The following is a 21,982-nucleotide window of genomic DNA, read 5'->3' on the forward strand; positions in this document are numbered from 1 at the left end:
GTTGTTGTTCGTCCTTTGTCATTCGTCATTTGTCCTTACGTTAGGGAACAGGGAACACCTCGACTTACCTCGACTTACTTCGGCTTCGCTCAGTAACACGCTCGGTAACACGCTCGGTGTGTCACAGGGAACAGGAAACAGAGAATTCTTAGTTGTCCTTGGTGGTTGACCAATGACTATTAATGACTGGTTGCTAATAGCGTTAAAGCAATGACCAACGACCAATGACCAATGACCAATGACCAATGACCAATGACCAATGACCAATGACCAATGACCAATGACCAATGACCAATGACCAATGACCAATGACCAATGACCAATGACCAATGACCAATGACCAATGACTAATCAGCCAAGATCCCGAAAACGACCAAACCGCCGTCAGTTTTTACAAGCGGCGGCTTCAACCTTACCCTGGCTAGCGCTGTCAGGGTGTGGCTGGAGACTGGCGAATGTACGTCCGGCGGCGGGGAGTCAAGATGATGCCAATCTGTTATACATTTACACTTGGGCTGGCTATACTGACCAAGATTTGTTAGACCGTTTTGAGGAAGAAACCGGGATCAGAGCGATCGCGGATGTCTATGATTCTAATGAAGCGATGCTGGCTCGATTGCAAGCGGGTGGTGGGGGCGCTTATAGCATCATTTATCCTTCGGAGTACATGGTGCAAAAGATGATCACGATGGGGATGTTGCTAGAACTCGACCAACCCCGCATCGAGGGTCTATATCGGTTGTTTCCCCGTTTTCAGCAAGCCGACTATGATCCGGGAAATAGCCACTCCGTTCCCGTCAGTTGGGGAACTACCGGCTTGGTTTACAATACCCAGCAAGTTCAACCCCCGCCAGAGGATTGGGATTATCTGTGGGTGTATCAGCAGCAGTTGGCAAAACGGATGACGTTGGTCAATGATGTGCGAGAAGTTATGGGTGCGGCGTTGAAAAAGTTGGGGTATTCTTACAATTCCACCAACGTGGAACATATTCAAGCGGCATATCAAGCTTTGATGGACTTAAAACCTGCGATCGCGTCTTTTACGTCTGATGCTTGGCGTCCCCAGATTCTCAGCGGAGATTTAAAGATTGCCATGTGTTATTCGTCCGATGCCACGGAAATCATGCCAGAAAATGAAGATTTACGCTATGTGCTTCCAGAAAGTGGTTCTTCTCTCTGGATTGATACCCTAGCCATTCCCCAAACCGCTCCCAATGTGGAGGGCGCTTATGCTTGGATTAATTTTATGTTGCAGCCGGATGTCGCCGCACGTATCGTGGAACGCCTAAGTTTTGCGACGCCCAATAAAGCTGCTTATAATCTTTTACCGCCTGACCTGAAAAATGATACCAGTCTATTTCCTCCAGAAGAAGCCCTGGAACGGTGCGAAAATTTGGAACCGTTAGGAGAAGTTGAAGCCGTCTATGACCGCTATTGGACGAAATTGACCAGCTCTTAAATGCTGGCTATGTCAATAATTCATAATTAATACTTATACCGTGTCTACCGACAAAAAAGTTTCCCCCACCTCCTTACCCAATCCCGCAGCCACAGATCATAAGGCTGAATCCTCATTTATCGAAGAACCCACCCGTTCTCGACGCCAGTGGTTAGAACCCTTGGCGTTATTAGGACCGGCTGGACTGTGGCTGTTTTTATTGTTGGTTTTACCCACTCTGATCATCTTTGAGTTGAGCTTGGTTCCTGATATTAAACCAGGGGATATTGTTAACCCGTCGGGACTGGATAACTATCTGCGCGTCTTTGAACCAATCAATCTGCAGGTGATGGGGCGATCCGTGTTTTTTGCAGTAGGTACGATGGCGATTTGTCTGGTGTTGGGGTTCCCGGTAGCCTACTGGATTGCTCAGATGGCACCGAAGCGCTGGCAGAATTTACTCCTGTTAGGGTTTATCCTACCCAATTTTACCTCCTCCCTGTTGCGCTCTTATGCCTGGATTACGATTTTGCGACCCACCGGGGTACTCAATAGCATTTTAACCTCGATTGGTTTACCCGCGTTGGAACTCTTAAATACCAGTTCGGCGGTATTAATTGGTATGGCGTATAGTTATTTACCGTACATGGTATTGATTCTCTATGCGTCCTTAGAGAAATTAGATCGGCGTTTATTGGAAGCGGCGGCGGATTTGGGTGCTAATCCGGTGCAAACGTTCTGGAAGGTAACTATACCCCAAACCTTTTCCGGTATTGCGGCGGGTTCGATTCTGGTGTTTATTACCGCTTTGGGGGATTTCGTTGATCCGGAGTTGTTAGGGGGGGCTTCCAGCATGACGGTATCCCGTCTCATTTACAACCAGTTTCTGGGCGCAACCCAAAACTGGGGATTTGGTTCAGCGCTGAGTATGGTGTTAATTTTTGCCGTGAGTATTGCGATCGCGCTTTTAATTAAGTACGGGGATATGGAACCGCAACGCTAGTTCGTTCTTTGTTGGCTAATATTCAGCCAGTACGTTTTCGCTTTTCTCCCCAAGAAAATTGCTATTTGTAACAACTCCTAAACTTTGGTAAATACGGTTTGGCAGCCAGGGAGAACCATGTTACTTTGAATATGGAGATCGTCCTCCAGAGACAATAACTGGAGAAAAACCAACGAAGAGTCAGAGGTGATGACGATCATCCCCAATCTTTGGCTCTGCCACAGAAGTAACCAACCTAGCGTAGCCTTAAGGGGTTAGATTCGGTGAAAACCGAAACCCAACTCAAGTCCAGAAAGACACATTTATGCGGGTCAATAAGCGGTGAACCTGTGGAATTTGTAAACATTAGTAAGCTCAGCTTAAAACCTGAAAAATTAACGGCTTGAAAAGTCTTAATAGAACGATCAAATGGGTCTAACCAAAGAGATTAGACCCATTTGATTATGATTGACTTGTAGGGGCGGGTTTAGCCGTTTAATTTGGTTATCTACCGATAACCTCTCAACAAAACCCGCCCTGTGTCATCAACAGGAGATATACGTTTACCGAACACTAATGGGTTCAGTCGGTTGATTCAAACCCCGTTCTGCCAGCACCGTATTTTCGAGAACCGTAAGCGCTTGCTTGTATTGGGGATCTTCGATTGTGGCACGTAACATCGGTTGTGTAACCAAACGCCGCTGTTGAGCGCGAGTTAAATCAATTTTCACATCAGGGCTAATTCCTTTGTGATTAATATCAATCCCACTGGGAGGATAGTAGCGGGAAATCGTAACCGCTAAACCTGAACCATCAGATAAAGAATGGACAGACTGCACAACAGCTTTACCAAACGTCGTCGAACCGACAACCCTCGCCCGTTTATTATCCTTCAGCGCACCCGCTAGAATTTCACTGGCGCTAGCTGAATAGCCATCAACTAAAACAACCAGGGGAAGCTGAGTTAGTGCGCTTTGGTTGGCAGAAAACTTTTGTTCTCCACCTTTGCGATCAATGGTGTGGACAATCTCACCCTCATCGAGCCACATCCGGGCAATTTCAATACTGGCGTACAATAATCCACCAGGATTACCACGCAAATCTAAAACATAACCATTCACATCTTGGCTATTCAGATTGCGAATTGCCCGTTGCATTTGTTCAGGTGCGTGGGAACTAAATTCATCAATGCTGATATAACCCACCCGCATTTGACCTTCCTGCTTGAGGGTATAGTGTACAGACGGTAGCTCAATCTGAGCGCGGGTTAGGGTGACATCAAACTGATTTTGCCCTTGACGAGATATTTTCAGAGTGACGGATGAGCCAACTTCTCCGCGAATTAACGCCGAGGCTTCTTCCGCACTCATTCCTTGAGTGGATTTGCCATCAATGGCGATAATTTTGTCTCCAGATTTAAGTTCGGCTTTGAATGCTGGTGAATTTTCAATCGGCTCAATAATAACCAGCTTCTGGGTTTTCTCATCCACACCCATGCGAATCCCGACGCCAGACAGTTCACCTGCTGTTTGATCCGTTAAGGCTTTGAATTGTTCGGGTTCTAAAAAGCGAGTGTAGGGATCACCGATGGGTTCTAGGGCGTCGCGAATGGCTTTGTAGGCTTGTTCGGAAGACGTATAATTGCGATTGAGTAGCTGTTGACGGGTCGCTTGCCAATCCACTTGATTGAACGAGGGATCAACGTATTCCTGATTAACAAGTTGCCAAACTTCATCAACAACCGTCTTGGGACTATCCTCAAGCGCCGCAAAGACGGAGCGATTACTGCCAATTGGGGCTAACCATGATAATGTGGCTGTTGTTGCGATCGCACCCGTTACGAGGATGCTTTTCAGCCAAGGGAAGGTTTTAGAATATTGATTCATGGGAAATACGTCGAACAGACTATGGGTTGGTTTAAAGCGGACAGTCAAAGCGTACCCAGTCGTTAGCTGCAATCATTAGCATTCCGTTACATAAGACTTACCCAAAGTTACCTACAGGCGGACATCTTTGGAACTTACTTCCTGTTTCATCCTGGTGGTGACGGCACTCGACCAGTCCACAGGCTAACACCACCTAACTGGCGGCTATCTCTTTGACCTACCTATCTTTGACCTACTTAACTGTGGTTTTTGGCTAGATAGGTCTACCAATAAAGTATACATACTTGCGGTGGTAACCTTCATCAAGACAAGTCTCTCCGCAGTTTTGGGTAACAATGGGTAGAGGTGTCCAAGGACTTAGTTCAAGTTACTCACCTTGAGTAGGGATAGCATGGTTCTGGCGGCATCGAATCCGTCTATTACTACTATACTCAACTTATCTGGCTAATTTCCAGAAAATTTGTGCCAGTTGACCTATTGTCCTGGTGATGAAGACAATGGCTTCGCCTCGGACAGTCAGAGTGAATCAAGTGGTAAGCCTCAGTGAGACGATTGATAACACGCCATTGGCTACGGGTTGCGCGTTGGCTACTGTCTAAGCAACGACTACGCTGGTTAGGCTTAGGGCTATTGAGCCTAGTCGTTATTCTTAGTATAGGGTTACTTGCAAATATCTTCAGATTGTCGGCAGGAGCCGCTGCACCTGTAGATACATTCTTTGTTTTGGGGGGAAGTATTCGCCGGGAGGTTTATGTGGCTCAGTTAGTGAAAAACTATCCCCAAACTCCGATTTTGATTTCTCAAGGCTCTGATGAACCCTGTATTTTGCTCATATTCCAAAAGTATAACGCGCCCATGGGTCAAGTTTGGTTAGAAAAATGTGCGGATTCCACGTTTGGTAATTTCTACTTCGGGATTCCGATTTTACGGCAGTGGGGGGTACGTCATGTTCAGTTAATTACCTCTCCCACCCATTTACCACGAGCGGGGTGGATGGCGCAAATTCTGTTGGGAGCAAATGGGATTTGGGTTGATGTGGATACGGTGCAGGAACAGGGAATTCCGGGGAATCAGGAATCCTGGTGGAAGACGGGACTAGATGTGACGCGCAGTCTGGTTTGGGCGCTGTTGAGTCAGGGAATTCAGCCCCACTGTTCCGAGGTTACGCCACTGACTGAGGTTGATTTAGATGCTTGGCAAAAGTCAGGCTTTGATTGTGAGTATCAAGGGTGGTTGAAGCTGGATTATTGATTAGCGAAGCGCTGATGTCTAAAAAATAGCTGGCTATCACCGTAGTAGGATGTCACAAATTCCGAGGTGGTTTCCAGATATCCGATAAGTTGGGCGTTTTGGCGATAACTTGGCTCGTCTATGATGTCAGCTTTCTGGTCAGCGTTTTCGTCTCCTACGTTTTGGGGAACAACGGCATATAGGGAAAATAAACGGGTTCCAGCCGGAATCGTGGCTAGATCATCTCTGAAATCATGGGGCGGCTGTTCAGGAAATTGAATAGTGGGATTGGGAGCGAGAAAAAGGCGATAGGGATAAAAGGGATCAGGTTCTGGATGACCCGTTTGGTCGATTTGGGCAAAGCCTTGCAAATAGAGTTTGCGGGGAAATTTGCTGACGCGGCGGAAGATTAAATTGATGAATTTAGGACCTAAATCATTTTCTGCGGGAACGATATTAGACAATTCCTTGGCAAAGAAATTATAGTTATTGCCTTGACCGCTAAGGGAAACCAACGCTGAGACATTTTCCGAGGGTTGACCGTCCACCAAAAGCTTGAGGGCTAACCCTGGAGCAAATCCGCGATCGCTGGGATCACCGGTGAGTGATAATCGTAGCAGACCGTAGTCAGCACCTTTAAATAAACCAGTAAACGGACTATTCGGGGTTGGGATCAACTTAACCTTAGCAACACTGGCGTGGGCGTGAATGGCTTTGTTCCATTTGCGGGGCGCTTCATCAGATAAGCGATCCATTTTGATGCTTAAAAAGGTAAAGAATAAACCGATAACGTCAATTTTTTTCAGTGGCGGTAGGGTATCGTAGCGGGATGCTAAAATTCTTTGCTGCCACATCAAGTCCTGCTTTTTGGCAGCAGTCCAGGATTCATAGTCGCTAGGTAGGGGTTCTAGATTGTGGGCATTATGCCAAAATTTTTGTAGATTTTTCATGGGCGTGACTGGGTGAGAAAGTATGTCGATTTATTGTGATTTTTGCTTAACACTTCATCCTTCATCTCTCAAATTTATGGGTTAAATCCATTAGCCTTTGCTTGGGAGCTAACCACCCATACTCCCCATGGAACAAAAAGCGAAGCATCCTCTGGTTTCCCTCTTTTGAAGGGGGACGAAAGGGGGATCAACAAGGGAAGAGGGAGATCTAAAAAGGGAAGAGGGGGATCTATAAGGGGCGTTGTAACCCCTCACACCTCCGCCGCAACGCTTCGCTAGTTACTATTACCTGTTGCCCATTGCCTATCCCCTGTTCCCTATTCCCCAATCTCAACAATTAATACCCCGAAACACCGACTTTACGCCAGGGGGCAAAGGCATTTTGTACACCAAATAAAGCGGGGCTGACGGTGGGGTAATGGCGGCGTAAGACACTTAACATACTGTTGTTGTCAATCCAATCTAAACCCCATTGAGTGTAGACTTCGGCGGTGTAGTCTTTGGTGAAGAAGCGATCGCTCTTGAGTCGTCGGGATGCCATTAGGATAAAGATACGGAAAGCTGTATCACTGAAGCCAAACCCGGCGGGTGGGTTTTCAGCAAACATACCCACCATTAAGTCAACGCTGTTGATGTCGTTGTTGTAAACGTCCCGGAGTTCCTTTGCCCATTGCGGGTTCTCGGTGATGTCCTCAAAGGTTTTGACTCGTTCACGACCAATGAGTTCACGAAATTTATTATAACGGGGAACGCCGCGTTCGCGATCGCGTAATATATCGACAGCCGCTAAATCGAAGACTTCGCCGTTATCCCGGACTAATTGCTGTAGGAAACGTGGGTAGTTATGTAAGGTAATCGCCCCAGGATGAGTAATGCCAAAGGAGTAGAATAAATCGGGCATACCTACTTTATCGACTAGATTCCGACTGCGATTTCCTGATACTTCAAATAGATTTTCGGTAAATCGCAATTCTCCGTTTTCCAGAGAGTAAAATTCAAACTCATCTGGCATTAAGGGATGCATCCGATAGACGGAGACAAATTCTTCGGTGAGATAGTAGGGGGCAGTATGATGATCTGTAGCTGATCCGACAATACCACTGAGGAGTTCCCCCTCTCCGATGCGCCCAAATAATCGTTTAACATGTTGACCCAATAATCCCCACCAGTTGGCATTCATGGCGATTTCTAAGGCGGGATGTCCCAGGATGGCAGGCGTCCATTCAACGGTGTGGATTTTGGCGAGTAAGGCGGCGTTAATTAGTCGGGCGTGGTTGAACAGATCATCGTCTGTCCAGTCGGGATATTCGTTTTTGAGATGATCGCAAATCGTATTGTGTTCTTTGACGAATAGAGTATGTAACATACTCAAACCCACCCACCAGTTCTCATCAAAACCAACGAGATCGACACCATTTTCGGGGTTGATGGGTAATAATTCATTCTCGCCGATAATTAGCTTGCCATCGACATGAGTCCGCAGCTTATTAATGGTTTCCTTGTCACTGCCATAAATTTGCGACGCATCCCACCAGTGAGTAACTCGGTTAATAAAGGTAGGTGGATTTTTGGTATCTTCGTCGGGGCGAGTTGAGTCGGGTAACGTTGCGCCTACTTCTAGCGGTCGATAGTCTTGGGGCCACGGATCGTCTGCTTCGAGAGGAATCTCAATTTTCTTGTCTAATGTACCTCCATGGGCGAACCAGTCATGGGTTTGAAATTGAATCCAAGAGGCGGCATGTAGGTTTAATGTGCTAGCGGGTACAAATTCATCCCGCGTCAGTAGTTTGCGGCTAATTGTACGCGGATTGGGTTCGAGTAAATTCTTTTGGTCAGGGTGAGTATATTGGAGGGGAACATTGCGTCCAAAACGGGAACCCGCCCGACCCATTTCTGGCTGTTCCAGGTCATTAAAACTCCCGTCTGCTGTGCGAATCTTGAGATGGTCACCCTCTGGACTAGGTGTTGGTTGCGTCCCCTCACCTTGGGTCGGTAATTTTGCGGTATCATGTAGATTTTCTTCCCGCAGTCGGTTCCGGAACTTGAATAACTTGACTAATGCCAGGGGAACGGGGAATTGATGCCAAGGTTTTTGCTGACCTCGACCTGATTTAGATGATTTAGCCATGGTGTTAATTCCTTTTATTTGGATACAATATTTAACAATTCTGTCAAACCGCAATCGGAACTAAAATCAATACTATTCATAGTAAATCTCTATCTTATTTCCGACAAGCCCTTTCAGCAAATTTCCTGAATTAATCTCAACTATCCCCAATTTATCTCAATTTTTGTTCACTCCTAGAATGTTGGGGCAACCGAGGCAGTAATGGATTGCTAGTTTTAATGATTCGGGAAAACTAATGGAGCTGAAAACCTTGCCAAGTAAGAATTCCTTGTCCCTACCTACTTGTCTTATGGTGCTAACACCCCTCAGCCCATTCGCCACAAAATCTGGATGCTTTTAACAAAACTTAAAATACCTCGCCATTTTTTTCAGGAGTTGCCATAATCAAAAAATTAGAATATTCTGGACTTTTGTCGCCATCTGACAAAAAGACATAGCTACGAATCAAGTCCGGAAATGCCAACATAAGTAGGTTGGTGGAAATAAACTCAACCTTATGAAGTTATGTTAACAAGCCTCAAACCTTTACAAATGACAAATGACAAATAACAAATGACGAATGACGAATGACATGACAAATGACAACGATATCATTTTTCAACCGCTAACATTCCGAAACCTCACCGTCAGTAATCGCATCTTTCGCTCGAATATTTCCGGCAGATTCGATAACTATGACGGTTCCGGAAACCAAGTCCGAATTAATTGGGAACAGAAGTTTGCCCAGGGAGGCGTCGGCGCAATTATTTCATCGTTTACGCCAGTACAAATTCGCGGACGAATCCTGCCAAACTATGCCACAATTGACCGAGATGACCGCATTCCATTCTGGCGTAAACTTGGTGAGGTGGTGCATGAATACGACTGTAAATTTATCATGCAACTGAGCCATTCTGGGCGTCAGCAGGATGTGAGTGGCGTAGAAAACCTTAATTTAAAAGCCCTCAGTTCAACCAGTATCACAGAATCGTTTCATGGTTTTGAATGCCAAGCCATGACCAAGGCTGAGATTCAAGAAACAGTTCAGGCGTTTGCGGCGGGGGCGAGACGGGCGCGAGAGGCGGGACTGGATGGCGTGGAACTGCATAGTGCTAATGGTTATTTAATTACCCAATTTCTCAGTTCTGGGATTAATGACCGCAACGATGAATATGGGGGATTATTAGAAAATCGCGCTCGCTTTTTGTTGGAGATTATTAAAGCCATTCGTCAGGAAGTGGGTGATGATTTTCACCTCCAAGCTAAGATTAGTGCGGTGGAGTATAATAATGCCGTGATTCCGTGGGAAAAGCCAGGGAATACGCTAGAGGATTCGATTCAAGTCTGTCAGTGGATGGAAGCGGCTGGAGTAGATGCCATTCATGTTTCTACGGGGAGTATATTTCCTCATCCCTTGAACCCTCCGGGTGAATTTCCCCGCATCGAGGCGATGCGCTGGTATGATTTGATGTTATCCAGTGGAATTCATACCTTTCGCAACTATTTATTATTTCGGTTTCCCCTGTTCTATCCAATTTTCTTATTCTTATGGAATCGGGTTCAGAAACAGACCCAAGACCAACCGATTCAGGGAGTAGAGGTAAAAGCCCAGGCTTTAAATGAGTCGTTCCAGAAGTTCGTGAGTTCTGAACAGATGCAGGAACTTCTACAAAAGTATCAGGGGGTTAGCCTTAATCACGCGGCTGAGATTAAAAAGCAGGTGAATATTCCAGTGATATGTACTGGAGGCTTTCAACAGGCGTCCTATATTCGTCGGGCTATTCAGGAGAACTTCTGTGATGCGGTGAGTATTGCCCGCCCCTTGGTGGCGAATAATGACCTAGTGCATCAGTTTAAGGCAGGAAAAGACTTGCCTGAACGCCCTTGTACTTACTGCAACAAATGTTTGCTTAATGCCTTAGAAAATCCCCTGGGTTGTTATGAGTTAAGTCGCTATAATAATTCCGAGGAAATGATTGCCGAAATTATGACTGTGTTTGACACTGCAGCATTTTGATGACGGGAATAGGGGAGAGACGTGGGCGGATTTATTAACATTAGAGTGACAACAAAAAATAATAAGAAAAAACAACTGCCTCTACTGGCGTGACCCAACTAAAATGGTTCAATAGATTGGCTTCGTAGTGAGGGCTGAAGCCCTCTTTAGCTGACATTAAGCTTTAAAGGCAGAATAGCTTAAATCACCAATTACCAATTACTAATTATTAATTATGAAAGAATCAACGCCATTAAAGTCAAAAAGCAATACTTTTAAGAAACTATTGATTGTGATTGCGGGAGTTATACTCGCTACAATTATTGGTTTAGTTTCTCCCCGATTCTTAAATAATCCTGTCGATTATGCTGATATTAACAATCACTTTAAATATGGTTCAATTGGCAGTGAACCAGAAAATGGAGTACCTTACTGGATTTGGAAAGTTTTACCCGCCGTATTTCCTGACAAATTACCCGGTGAAGGCTATCAATCGTTAGGCTTTCTTTACGAACCCGGAAAAGACCGCCCGATTGGGTTTTCTCAGCGTCGCGTTTTGATTAACCGCGTTGGCTTAAATTGTGCGATTTGTCATGTGGGTTCACTGCGGGATACGCCTGAAAGTGAACCTCAAATTATCCCCACGATGCCCTCAAATACGGTTAATCTACAAGGGTATATTCAGTTTCTAGGCAAAACGGCGTTGGATGAACGATTCACTCCTAATCGAATCCTAGCCGAAATTGACGCCCAAGGGGGAACTTTTAATCCGATTCAGAAGCTGATTTATCGTTATCTGGTTATTCCCCAAACTCGCGATGCGTTGATTACTCAAGCAAGTCAACTGGCTTTTTTAAATGAACAACCGGATTGGGGTCCAGGACGGGTGGATACATTTAATCCTTATAAATCAATTCAATTTAGCTTCCCCATGGATGAGTTGGAAGAAGATGAAAAAATTGGCACGGCGGATTTACCCTCTATCTGGAATCAAAAACCCCGTGAAGGATTGCAACTGCATTGGGATGGGGATAATAAATCGGTTCATGAACGTAATTTAAGTGCGGCGTTGGGTGCAGGGGTGACACCAGTTACAGCAGATTTGGAACGAATTAAACGGATTGAAGATTGGTTGTGGGAACTTCCTCCTCCGGCTTATCCGTACCCGATTAATCAGGAATTAGCAGCTAAGGGTCAGCCCATTTATCAAAATAATTGTGCCAGTTGTCACGCCTTTGGCGGGGCGAAGGTTGGTAAAGTGACGCCGATTGGGAAAATCGGTACTGACCCGCATCGGTTAGATTCTTATACCTACGAGTTACTGTCTAATCAAAATACCCTGTTTCTAGGGACGCCGGAACGGTTCAAGAACTTCCGTAAGACTAATGGTTATGCCAATATGCCATTAGATGGAATCTGGTTGCGATCGCCTTATTTGCACAATGGGTCTGTACCGACGCTACGAGACTTGTTAGAGGCTCCAGACAACCGTCCTCAAGTATTCTATCGCGGGTATGATGTGTTTGATCAAGAGAATGTTGGTTTTGTCTCAACGGTTGCCCAAGAGAAGGGGACGCCGTATTTTAAGTTTGACACGACCGTACCTGGCAATAGTAACAGGGGTCATCTGTATGGCGTCGAACTTTCGTCGGAGGATAAAACCGCATTGGTTGAGTATCTGAAAACACTTTAAGTTTTTTAGAATCAGGAGCAAAAATCATGAATGCTTATGCAAAATGGTTTAGTCGCATGGTCTGGTTAGGTATTGTGGTGAATATGTTTTTTGTGATTCCCCTTTGCTTTTTTCCAGACGTTTTGCTTTCGCTATTAAAGATGCAAATACCCGTGCCAATTATCTGGGTACGGGCGGCTGGACTCTTACTACTGGAACTAAGTATTTTGTATATTCCGGGAGCAATTGATCCTTATCGCTACAAAGCAACCGCTTGGATGTCAGTGGTCGTCACACGCGGCGCAGGGGCTACCTTTTTTCTGAGTGCTGTTTTGTTCTTTGGGCAAGCGTTAGGATTTCTTACAATTGCTTTAGTTGATGCATTCTTCATGATTGTCCAAGGAACTTTGTTATTCTTAGCGATGAAGACTCAACAACCTGAAATGTCGGAAACCGTTCAAGAGTTTTCCTAAATCGGTCATTTTTGCATAAGTTACATGGGTAGGGGCGACCCGCTGGCATTCCTTAACAATTGGAGTTCACTCAATTATAGCTGTCGCCATAAAGGTGGGAATATTTAAGGCTGAAACAAACCTGCATCCATAATAAATTGTCTGCTCTCTGCCTGAGCGCCTTCTGCCTTTTGCTATAGACAGGGTCGCCTTCTATTCTCTCAATTTGTCCTACTGGGATGCTTCCCCATACAGGTTTTTGATTAAACAGAATACGAATTAATTCAAGTCAACAAATAAAGGAACCATTTTATGGAAAGTACACCATCAAAAATTGGACGAACCATTACCGCGATCGCAATTATTTTAATATTGCTAATTGGTAGTGTCGGATATCTGGCGTGGTATAATCTTTTTCGCGAAGTAGATACCTATTACGAATCAGTAGAGGATCATTTTAAATACGGCTCAATTGGCAGCGAAAATGCCGAAGGTGTTCCCTATTGGATTTGGTTAGTATTACCTCGAATTTTTCCCGATAAACTCCCCAAGCCTGGTGGCTATACCTCTCTAGGAATTACTTGGGAAGAAGGACAAGAATTACCCGTTGGCTTTTCTAAAAAAATTATCGGCTTTCCTCGCCAAGGGATAACCTGTGCACTGTGTCATAGTGCCACCTATCGCCAAACCCCCAACGATAAACCAACGATTGTTCCCGGTGGACCCTCAAATAAATTTAATCTGCAAGGGTATATTCGCTTTCTCGGTGACTGTGCTACTGATCCTCGATTTAATGCAGACTATATTTTAGATGAAATTAGCTATAATTATGACCTGTCTTTGTTTGACAAATTACTCTATCGGTTTATTATCATTCCCCGCACCCGGAAAGAATTATTAGAACTTAAAGAAACCTTTACCTGGATGGAAGAACGACCTGATCAAGGACCCGGACGCATTGCCCCCTTTAATCCGGTGAAGTTTAGAGTTTTGGGGTTACCTGTCGATGATACAATTGGCAATTCCGATATGATGTCAATTTGGAATCAAAATCAACATGAAGGGTTTGCCTTACATTGGGATGGGTTAGAAACATCACTCACAGAAACTGTGAATACGGGAGCGATTGGTGATGGGGCGACGAAGGAGTCAATTAATATTGAGGGATTAAAGCGAGTGGAGGATTATATTCGTCAATTACCGTCGCCGAAATATCCGTACACCATTGACCAAGGTTTAGCGGCAAAAGGGAGTCAAATTTTTGAGAGTAACTGCGCCACTTGTCATGCTTATGGTGGCGAACGAACCGGAACCGTTATTCCTATTGATGAGATTGGCACAGACCGCTATCGTTTAGATATGTGGACGCAAGAAGCGGCTGATGCGTATAATGAGTTTGCCGAGGGGTATGATTGGGATTTTGATCAGCTTCGCAAAACTAATGGATATGTGGCGGTAGCGTTGGATGGGTTGTGGTTAAGAGCGCCCTATTTGCATAATGGTTCTGTCCCCTATTTAACGGATTTGTTGGAGATACCGGAGCAGCGGACGATGGTGTTTTACCGAGGATATGATGTGTATAATCCGGAAAAAGTAGGCTTTGTTGCTGAAGGCGTAGCGGCGGAGAAAGAGGGATTTAAATATGATACAAGGGTGACGGCAAATAGTAATCAAGGTCATGTTTATGGCACTGAGTTGGCGGCTGAGGATAAGTTGGCGTTGATTGAGTATTTGAAGATGCTGTAATGTTGTCATTTGTTCTTTGTCAACACATCCCTTAAAAAATGGTAAGATTTTGGCATAAGGGTAAAGCCGACAAACCTGCACTCCTGTACCCTTTATTTGTTAAGGGGTGATTATAAATCCCATGACTGACTCTAATAAAACACAACTAACGCTGCAAAAAATCCTGGATAGTCTGGATCATTTAAGGATGGATGAACTGCGAACGCTGCAAAAGGCGACAACTGAGCGAATTCAACGTCGTGTTGATGCTTTGGGTAAGCCACTACTGAGTGATTTAGTGGCAGGATTGGAATGGACTGAAGAGTATAAAGAGAATCCACCTATCTCAGATGCGCGACTCCAGGAAATTAAAGATGGGGCAAGACCAACTGATACGGAATTAGAGTATATTGCTGAAGGGTTGGAAATGGATACTGAGGAACTTTTGCAGATGCTGCGTTTTCGTCAAATTTGAAAGGCATTAAGCCGGGAACTCAAGTTCCAGCTCAAAGCTAAAACCCGTTAAAACGGGTTCATATTATGTCCGGTCAAACACCCCTAATAACAACGCATGAAACTTTTGTTATTACCGCATTAAAATTAGGGGCAATCGTCAGGACATGATTTCAAAGGCGTATCTAGGGCTTGCTGCACTCGTTAGGAAAGTAGACCAGATTTGGGTTTCAATCCATTTTGTCACCTAACAAGTGCAAGGTTTTGATACATAGACACTCTTGCATCTTAGGATTTTCGCCGACCTAAGCACCAAATTTTACCTCAACAGAGACTTGAAACCATTGCCCATTGCCCATTGCCCATTGCCTATTGCCTATTGCCTATTGCCTATTGCCTCTCCCCACCACAAAACTTATTCAGCAGACCCTATTTATACTGTTTCCCTGTTGCAGAAACACACTATTCAAACAGTTCTTTGTTGCTGCTTTTGTCAGGATTTAGGGTAAGTATTTAACCCAACATGATATTATTTGGGGCATCACCTTGCTCAGGAAAAACTAACATTCCATGAATGGTGGACAAGGGAACCTGATAAAAATAGTGACGCAAAAATTGTTCTTCTTCGACAGCCGATAAAAAGAGTTGAATGCTTTCTTTTGTGGTTGGATCGATCGCGTCTCCATCCCACTCCCCAATCGACCCACTGATTTGGATTGACCCGCCTTGGGGAGTTACCTGAAATCCTAACCCAGAAAGGGCGGTGAGTCCCCGATGTAAGGTGCGATCGCTTAATTCTAACTTGTCTTGCAATTGCCCTAGGGTAGCGGATTTCCCGGTGCGACTGAGGAATTTAGCGAGTCCGACTAATGTTTCCCAAACCTGGCGGGAGGAGAGTTGAGGTGGTGGCGGATACGCGATCGCTAATTTTCGTTCGCTTTGCATCGCCCGTCTAAACCAGAGTTGCAATTCATCCCAACTGGTGGGACATTCGCGAACGGTTAATGGATCAATGGGTTCAGGTGTGGGCGTTTCCCTTGGTTCGCCCACTAAGGCGGGTGGCGTCAAAGGATTGGACATCGACAGCAGGTTCTCGCTATCCTCCTGCATTCCATCGCGCCAATCTAAAATCAAATCCAGTTGACTGGGAAGATTAAACGAGGAAATCCTATCCCCCGATTGAACGGCGACTAAGCGCACTTCGGGACGTTTTTTAAAGTTATTATAGTCCAGTTCTACAATCGCATTACATCGACCTTTGGGAACTTCATCGCGATAATGTCCCCACCAGATACCTGGAAATCCCATACTTGTGGAATCATCCCAGATTTCTAATTCGGTTTTAATATATTGTACCTTTTTTCCCTTTAAGTCCTGGGTATTACGATTCCAAACTGATTCAAACCAACAGTTTTCAATTAGAAATTTTGGAACTGGATTTCCCATACCACAAGGTTCTAATAATTTAAGTTCCTGGAATAACGGTTTGCCTAAAGCCGCAACTGTTACGACAATATCAGCGGTAACAACTGGGGCTAAAAAGGCGTCTTGGGCGGCAAGTTGTTGGCGTAACTTTTGATTAATACCTTCGCTAAATAAGGGGATATTTTCTACAGGTAAACTTAACCCGGCGGCAAAGGGATGTCCGCCAAATCGGTGTAAGAGATGGTCTTGGGATTGGACTAATTCATACAAATCAATTCCATTCACTGAACGGGCAGAACCTCTGGCAATTGGCGAAGTGTTGAGTGTTGAACCTTCGCCACCCTCGTAGGGAACCTGGTTTTGAGGGTGTAGGGGCGGGTTTAGGGAATTTCGTTGCGCTATTGGTGATAACCTTTGTTCAAAACCCGCCCTAACAGAATGTTGAGTTAACTCTCCTTTCTCCTTTGTCTCCTCTGCACCTTCGCCACCCCACTCTTCACCTGTACTTAATAAAACTGTCGGGCGTCCATATTCCTGGGCAATTTGACCCGCGACTAAGCCTAAAACTCCCGCTGACCATTGGGGATCATCTAGGACAATAACACAGGTTGTGGAAAGGTCAAGTTGTGCCAGTTTCCGTTTAACTTGTTCCGTAATATCTTTCTGTAAGGACTTGCGGCGACTATTGGCTAATTCGGTTTCTAACGCTAAGGTTTGAGTATAGGCTTCATCGCGACGGGTTAATAATTCCACACAAAAAGACGCATCCCCCTGAATCCGACTGACTGCATTAATTCTTGGACCTAAGCCAAATGAAATATCCGTGGGGCGATCGCCACTGCGCTGACAGAGTTCTAAAAGTTTAGCTACACCGGGACGGGTGCAGGTTTTCAATTGTTGCTGTAGCGTTTGAATTCCCCGTTGGGCTAAATAGCGACAATCACCACTCAGTTGGACTAAATCAGCAATTAAACCAATTGCTACTAAATCTAATAAGTCCTCTAACGGTTGTTGGGGAATATCGGGTAATATTTGATACAGTGCCTCAACTAATTTATACGCTACCGCTACACCAGAGAGATGAAACAGGGGATGGGTTTCGGCAAAATAGCGGGGGTTAATAATCGAAACGACGTTCGGTCGCTCCTCTGGCAAGGTATGATGATCGGTAATAATAATGTCTATTCCTAACTGAGACGCATAGTCAATTTCGCTGAGATTTGTGCTGCCTGTATCGCAGGTGACAATCAGTTGAGTTCCTGATTCTGCCAGTTGATCAATTCCCGGACAATTCAAGCCGTGAGATTCCGTGAGACGATTGGGAATGTAATAGGTGAGGTGTTGATTCTGCGGCAAAAACTGCCCCAATCCGTCCCATAAAACGCTGGTTGCGGTAATCCCATCCGCGTCAAAGTCTCCCCAAATTGTCACCTTTTCCCGGTTATCCCGTGCTTGTTGCAATCGCTGTACTGCCCGTTTCATTTCCTGACCAAATTCAAAGGGACTCGCGGGTTGATATAAATCGGGATTAATAAATCCAGCTAATTGATTTAACTCCCGAATTCCGCGTTGCCATAATAATTGGGCGGCGTAATATCCTTCTGATGCGGGGGCGTAGGATTTAACCGCATCGAGGAACCATTGGGGAACATCTGGAGAGGGTTGAACGTGCCATTGGGGTTGAGGCATAAGTCGGAGGGGAAGACGGTTGAGGGTTCGACGGCGTGAGTTGAAAGAACGCCCGTATGAAAATCTTAGCTTGTTTTATGCTGGAAATAAGCGGTCACGCCTTAAAATTGGGTAAGTAGGTGGGGACAATTAATGTGAACGGTGGAGAACTCAACTTAATAGGCTTTTCAAGCAAAGAAAGTTTTAAAAAAGGCAGGCAGCGAAACTAAAAGACAAAAAAGGAATAGGGAAAAAGGTGCGAAAAATTGCTCATAGTAAATATCCTTTACTCAAGAAAAAGGGAAAACTTAATGAGAGCATACGAAGTATGGGCGAGGTCTTCTCGCCTAGTAGAATAAAGGTTTAAGGGTAACGAAACTTGCTCTGATTGAGACGCTTAAATTCAGGATGGGATCTATGGGATGGTTGGGAAGACGTGCGAGGAAACGACTACTATTTTTAGGATTAGCCTGGTTAACCGTTGTGGGGATAATCGCATCTTCTGTCGCCCTGGGAAATGCCTCGACTCTCCCCCAGCTAAACCAACCACAGAATTCTTATTTGGCTCAATCTCTTGATCCAGTAAGCCGATTCAGTCAAGGTAAAACTGACTATGATCGGGGACGCTTTGCTGATGCAGTACTGGCTTGGCAAGCGGCGGAACAGGTTTACCAACAAGCAGGCGATCGCACTAACCAGGCAATCAGTTTAAATTATCTGTCCCTTGCCTATCAACATCTGGGACAATGGGAACAGGCAAAGACGGCGATTGAGGAAAGTCTGAACCTCCTAACCACTCCCACCGATCCTGCACTCTTGGCACAAGTATTAAATACCAAAGGCAGTCTGCAATTGGCAACCGGACAATCGGAAGCCGCGTTACAAACCTGGAAAGCCGCCGAGACAGCTTACTCCCAGGCTGATGATGCTATCGGTGTATTGGGGTGTCAAATCAATCAGGCGCAAGCCTTACAAAGCTTGGGGATGTTTCGGCGATCGCAGCAAGTCTTAGAACGGGTACAGAAAGCCCTCACCCTACAGCCGGATTCGCTGATTAAAGCTACCGGATTACGCAGCCTAGGGATGGTTTGGCAAGCGATTGGGGAATTAGACGAGGCTCAAAACGTCCTCAAGCAAAGTTTAGCGATCGCGCAAATCCTCAATTCCCCTGCTGATATCAGCGCCGCTTTCTTGAATCTGGGAAATACAGCACGAGTGTTAGGTGATAGGGATGCGGCTATTACTTATTACCATAAAGCGGCAAAAACGGCAACCAATCCCTTAAACCAACTCGAAGCCCAACTCAACCAATTTAAGTTACTGATTAGTCAACAGCAGTTTAATCAAGCCCAAGATTTATTTACCCCAATTCAGCACAATCTCTCCCAATTATCTCCCAGTCGATATGCTATCTATGCTCAGGTGAATTGGGCAGAAAGTTTAATCGAACTCCTAGACAATCCAGCGGGATATTCTCCAGAATCTATCACATCAGAAGACATCGCTCAACTCCTCGCCCAAACCATTGCTCAAGCTAAAGCATTAAATGACATCCGCGCTGAATCCTTGGCTCTAGGAACTCTGGGAAAACTCTATAAAACCAACCAACAAGGGTTAGAAGCTCAACGTTTAATCCAACAAGCCCTATTCTTTTCCAAAACCATTAACGCCAGAGATATTTCCTATCAATGGCAATGGCAACTGACCCAACTTTATCAGCAAACTGGAGACCTGAACGCCGCGATTACGGCGAATCAAGACGCCTTTAATCTGCTACAATCGATTCGGGAAGATTTAGTCGCAATGAACCCCGATGTGCAGTTTTCGTTTCAAGAACAAATTGAACCCATCTACCGGAATTTAGTCCGTCTCTTGTTAGAACGTCCCTCACCCGATAATCTCAAGCAGGCGCGTAATGTGATTGAATCCCTACAGTTAGCCGAATTGGAGAACTACTTTCGTGCCTCCTGCTTAAATGCTAAAGCCGAGCAAATTGATTCCGTGATTGAGGACAGCGATACCCAAACGGCGGTAATTTATCCGATTATTTTACCTGACCGGATCGCGGTGATTCTTTCCTTACCTGGACAACCCTTAGAAACCTACAACACCGAGTTACCTCAAGCTGAGATTGAACAGACGGTGAATCAACTGCGACAGTCGATGAACATCGCCTATTCCAACCGCAAACGGCTGACGATATCTCAAACCATTTATGACTGGTTGATTCGACCAATAGAAACTCAGTTAGCTCAACAGGATATTAAAACTTTAGTCTTTGTTCTCGATGGTGTGTTGCGGAATGTACCAATGGCGGCACTTCATGATGGTCAACAGTATTTAATCGAGAAGTATAGCATTGCTTTAACACCAGGATTACAATTACTCGAACCGCGATCGCTAACTCAACTGCAACTGCGCTCTCTGACTGGCGGATTAAGTGAACCCCGTCTAGGATTTTCGGCGTTACCGGCTGTGAAAAATGAAATTGAACAAGTGAGTACAAATATTCCATCCAATGTTCTGTTAAATGAAGCCTTTACTAGCACCGCCTTAGAGAACAAAATTAACACACTTCCGGTGAGTGTGGTTCACCTAGCTACCCATGGTCAATTTAGTTCTAATCCGGAAGACACGTTTATTCTTACCTGGGATAAACGGTTTAATGCCAATACTCTATCTCAACTCCTTAAAGGTAGAAACCAAGACAATTTTCCCCCGATTGAACTCCTGGTTCTCAGTGCGTGTCAAACCGCAAATGGCGATCAACGAGCGGCGTTAGGATTAGCGGGATTAGCCGTGCGATCGGGAACCCGCAGTACCATTGGTACGTTATGGTCAGTCAAAGATCAATCAACGGCTCAGGCGATGATCCAACTGTATAATAATTTAACTAAACCTGATATTAATCGGGCTGAAGCCTTACGACAAGCTCAGTTATTTCTACTCCGGCAAAATAAATACAAACATCCCTACTACTGGGCACCTTTTATTTTGGTTGGCAATTGGTTGTAAGTTACTTAAGTAGGTGGGGACAATTAAAGTTAATGGTGGGGATCATCATTTGTCATTTGTCATTTGTCATTTGTCATTCGTTGATGGTTCATTGTTGATTGGTAATCCTCTTCCCCATCTCCCCCATCTCCCCCAGCTCCGCCAGTCCCTCTGTCTTCTGCCTTTTGGGGGATGCTATTTTGGCTAAATGTTATAATACGAGTTTTAGACAACTTCACAAATCCGGTGACAGCAATTTCGGAATGTCTTGCTGAAAAAAACAGTTAAATCTTCAGGCGGATAGAACTTCACTGAAACGGCTCTATTCCTAGAGTGACTGTATCAATTTTAGACTCCTCTATCAATTTTAGACTCATGAAACCCTTTCAATTTTTCAGTATAAACTGGCTGAGTTGGCATTTCCCCTTACTTCTAGTGTCCATCACACTATCTTTAGAATTGGCGATTGTTCCTCGTCTAGTTGCCCAAACTCAAGCTGTGAAAAACCCGAGTAATACTCAAGCACCTGTGCCACCTGGAGATGGCAGTCCCGATGATACAACAGGAGCAGGAACTCGTGATGGCGGTCATTGTACAAATGATAATGCCACGGAAGATGAACCCGGATTTTCGGTTCTAGTGCCAGTTGAAAATAAAACGATCGCGCAACGTCCTACATTCTCACTGTACATCCCGGAAACGGTAGCACAAAAGGTATTTTTTAGTTTAAAGAATGCTGAGAACGAAGAAGAGTATGATTACCAAACCATCATCACATTACCAACAACAGCCACAGGGAGTGAGTTTAGCTTCCCTTTACCAGAGGATGCACCTGATCTAAAAACAAACACGCCATATCAATGGTCTATTAGTTTAGTTTGTCAACAGTCACTTGATCCGAATGACCCGACTGTAACTGGCATAATTGAGCGCGTTGAATCTCAACAAATTACTGTAAATTAAGTTGTTGAGATGGGGCGGGTTTAGTTAAGTTATTGGTTTGT

Annotated in this window: 16 protein-coding genes; 10 read left to right on the forward strand and 6 right to left on the reverse strand. The window is 45.0% G+C overall.

Translation table 11 applies throughout. The features are described from left to right. Positions 1–179: 179 nt before the first annotated feature. Complete coding sequence (locus tag RIG66_RS29785) at positions 180–344, reverse strand: hypothetical protein (protein ID WP_446383114.1); 165 nt, start codon at positions 342–344, stop codon at positions 180–182. Between RIG66_RS29785 and RIG66_RS29790 the strand changes: the two genes are divergently transcribed. Continuing rightward, the gene (locus RIG66_RS29790; RefSeq protein ID WP_446383116.1) at positions 344–1,459 is read left to right on the forward strand and encodes an ABC transporter substrate-binding protein; all 1,116 of its coding nucleotides are present in this window, start codon (positions 344–346) and stop codon (positions 1,457–1,459) included. The two genes, RIG66_RS29785 and RIG66_RS29790, sit on opposite strands and share 1 nt — an antisense overlap. A 118-nt stretch (positions 1,460–1,577) precedes the next feature. Continuing rightward, complete coding sequence (locus RIG66_RS29795; RefSeq protein ID WP_044207328.1) at positions 1,578–2,441, forward strand: ABC transporter permease; 864 nt, start codon at positions 1,578–1,580, stop codon at positions 2,439–2,441. Between the two features lie 542 nt (positions 2,442–2,983). On the opposite strand, the gene ctpB is transcribed toward RIG66_RS29795, so the two are convergent. Further along, positions 2,984–4,306, reverse strand: a complete 1,323-nt coding sequence (gene ctpB / locus RIG66_RS29800) for a carboxyl-terminal processing protease CtpB (RefSeq protein ID WP_446383118.1) — start codon at positions 4,304–4,306, stop codon at positions 2,984–2,986. A gap of 543 nt (positions 4,307–4,849) precedes the next feature. On the opposite strand from ctpB, the gene RIG66_RS29805 reads away from it, so the two are divergent. Next, the gene (locus RIG66_RS29805; RefSeq protein ID WP_446383120.1) at positions 4,850–5,557 is read left to right on the forward strand and encodes a YdcF family protein; all 708 of its coding nucleotides are present in this window, start codon (positions 4,850–4,852) and stop codon (positions 5,555–5,557) included. Here the strand turns inward: RIG66_RS29805 and RIG66_RS29810 are convergent. Next, a complete protein-coding gene (locus tag RIG66_RS29810; RefSeq protein WP_446383122.1) occupies positions 5,551–6,486 on the reverse strand; it encodes a hypothetical protein in 936 nt (311 codons plus the stop codon). The two genes, RIG66_RS29805 and RIG66_RS29810, sit on opposite strands and share 7 nt — an antisense overlap. A gap of 337 nt (positions 6,487–6,823) precedes the next feature. Further along, positions 6,824–8,614 (reverse strand): peroxidase family protein, encoded by a 1,791-nt coding sequence (locus RIG66_RS29815; protein ID WP_446383124.1) that lies wholly within the window; start codon positions 8,612–8,614, stop codon positions 6,824–6,826. Between the two features lie 571 nt (positions 8,615–9,185). On the opposite strand from RIG66_RS29815, the gene RIG66_RS29820 reads away from it, so the two are divergent. The 5 genes from RIG66_RS29820 (at position 9,186) to RIG66_RS29840 (ending at position 14,913) form a co-directional block, all read left to right on the forward strand. Next, positions 9,186–10,610: an NADH:flavin oxidoreductase gene (locus RIG66_RS29820; RefSeq protein WP_446383126.1), complete on the forward strand. Its 1,425-nt coding sequence runs from the start codon at positions 9,186–9,188 to the stop codon at positions 10,608–10,610. Between the two features lie 214 nt (positions 10,611–10,824). Then, positions 10,825–12,282, forward strand: a complete 1,458-nt coding sequence (locus RIG66_RS29825; RefSeq protein ID WP_446383128.1) for a c-type cytochrome — start codon at positions 10,825–10,827, stop codon at positions 12,280–12,282. Positions 12,283–12,308: 26 nt separating this feature from the next. Further along, positions 12,309–12,734 (forward strand): hypothetical protein, encoded by a 426-nt coding sequence (locus RIG66_RS29830; protein WP_446383130.1) that lies wholly within the window; start codon positions 12,309–12,311, stop codon positions 12,732–12,734. Positions 12,735–13,025: 291 nt separating this feature from the next. Next, entirely contained in the window at positions 13,026–14,459 is a 1,434-nt protein-coding gene (locus RIG66_RS29835; RefSeq protein WP_446383132.1) for a c-type cytochrome, read from the forward strand. Positions 14,460–14,580: 121 nt separating this feature from the next. After that, complete coding sequence (locus RIG66_RS29840) at positions 14,581–14,913, forward strand: hypothetical protein (protein WP_446383134.1); 333 nt, start codon at positions 14,581–14,583, stop codon at positions 14,911–14,913. 491 nt (positions 14,914–15,404) lie between these two features. On the opposite strand, the gene RIG66_RS29845 is transcribed toward RIG66_RS29840, so the two are convergent. Next, the gene (locus tag RIG66_RS29845) at positions 15,405–18,005 is read right to left on the reverse strand and encodes a single-stranded-DNA-specific exonuclease RecJ (protein WP_446383136.1); all 2,601 of its coding nucleotides are present in this window, start codon (positions 18,003–18,005) and stop codon (positions 15,405–15,407) included. A 396-nt stretch (positions 18,006–18,401) separates the two neighbouring features. Between RIG66_RS29845 and RIG66_RS29850 the strand changes: the two genes are divergently transcribed. Continuing rightward, entirely contained in the window at positions 18,402–20,999 is a 2,598-nt protein-coding gene (locus tag RIG66_RS29850; protein ID WP_446383138.1) for a CHAT domain-containing protein, read from the forward strand. A gap of 59 nt (positions 21,000–21,058) precedes the next feature. Here RIG66_RS29850 and RIG66_RS29855 read toward each other — a convergent pair whose 3' ends face one another. After that, entirely contained in the window at positions 21,059–21,211 is a 153-nt protein-coding gene (locus RIG66_RS29855) for a hypothetical protein (RefSeq protein WP_446383140.1), read from the reverse strand. A gap of 202 nt (positions 21,212–21,413) precedes the next feature. Here RIG66_RS29855 and RIG66_RS29860 point away from each other — a divergent pair, with 202 nt between their 5' ends. Beyond that, on the forward strand, positions 21,414–21,941 hold the full coding sequence (locus RIG66_RS29860; RefSeq protein WP_446383142.1) for a DUF928 domain-containing protein: 528 nt from the start codon (positions 21,414–21,416) through the stop codon (positions 21,939–21,941). Positions 21,942–21,982 lie beyond the last annotated feature (41 nt).

The organism is Coleofasciculus sp. E2-BRE-01, assembly GCF_040221695.1.
Lineage (GTDB): Bacteria > Cyanobacteriota > Cyanobacteriia > Cyanobacteriales > Coleofasciculaceae > Coleofasciculus.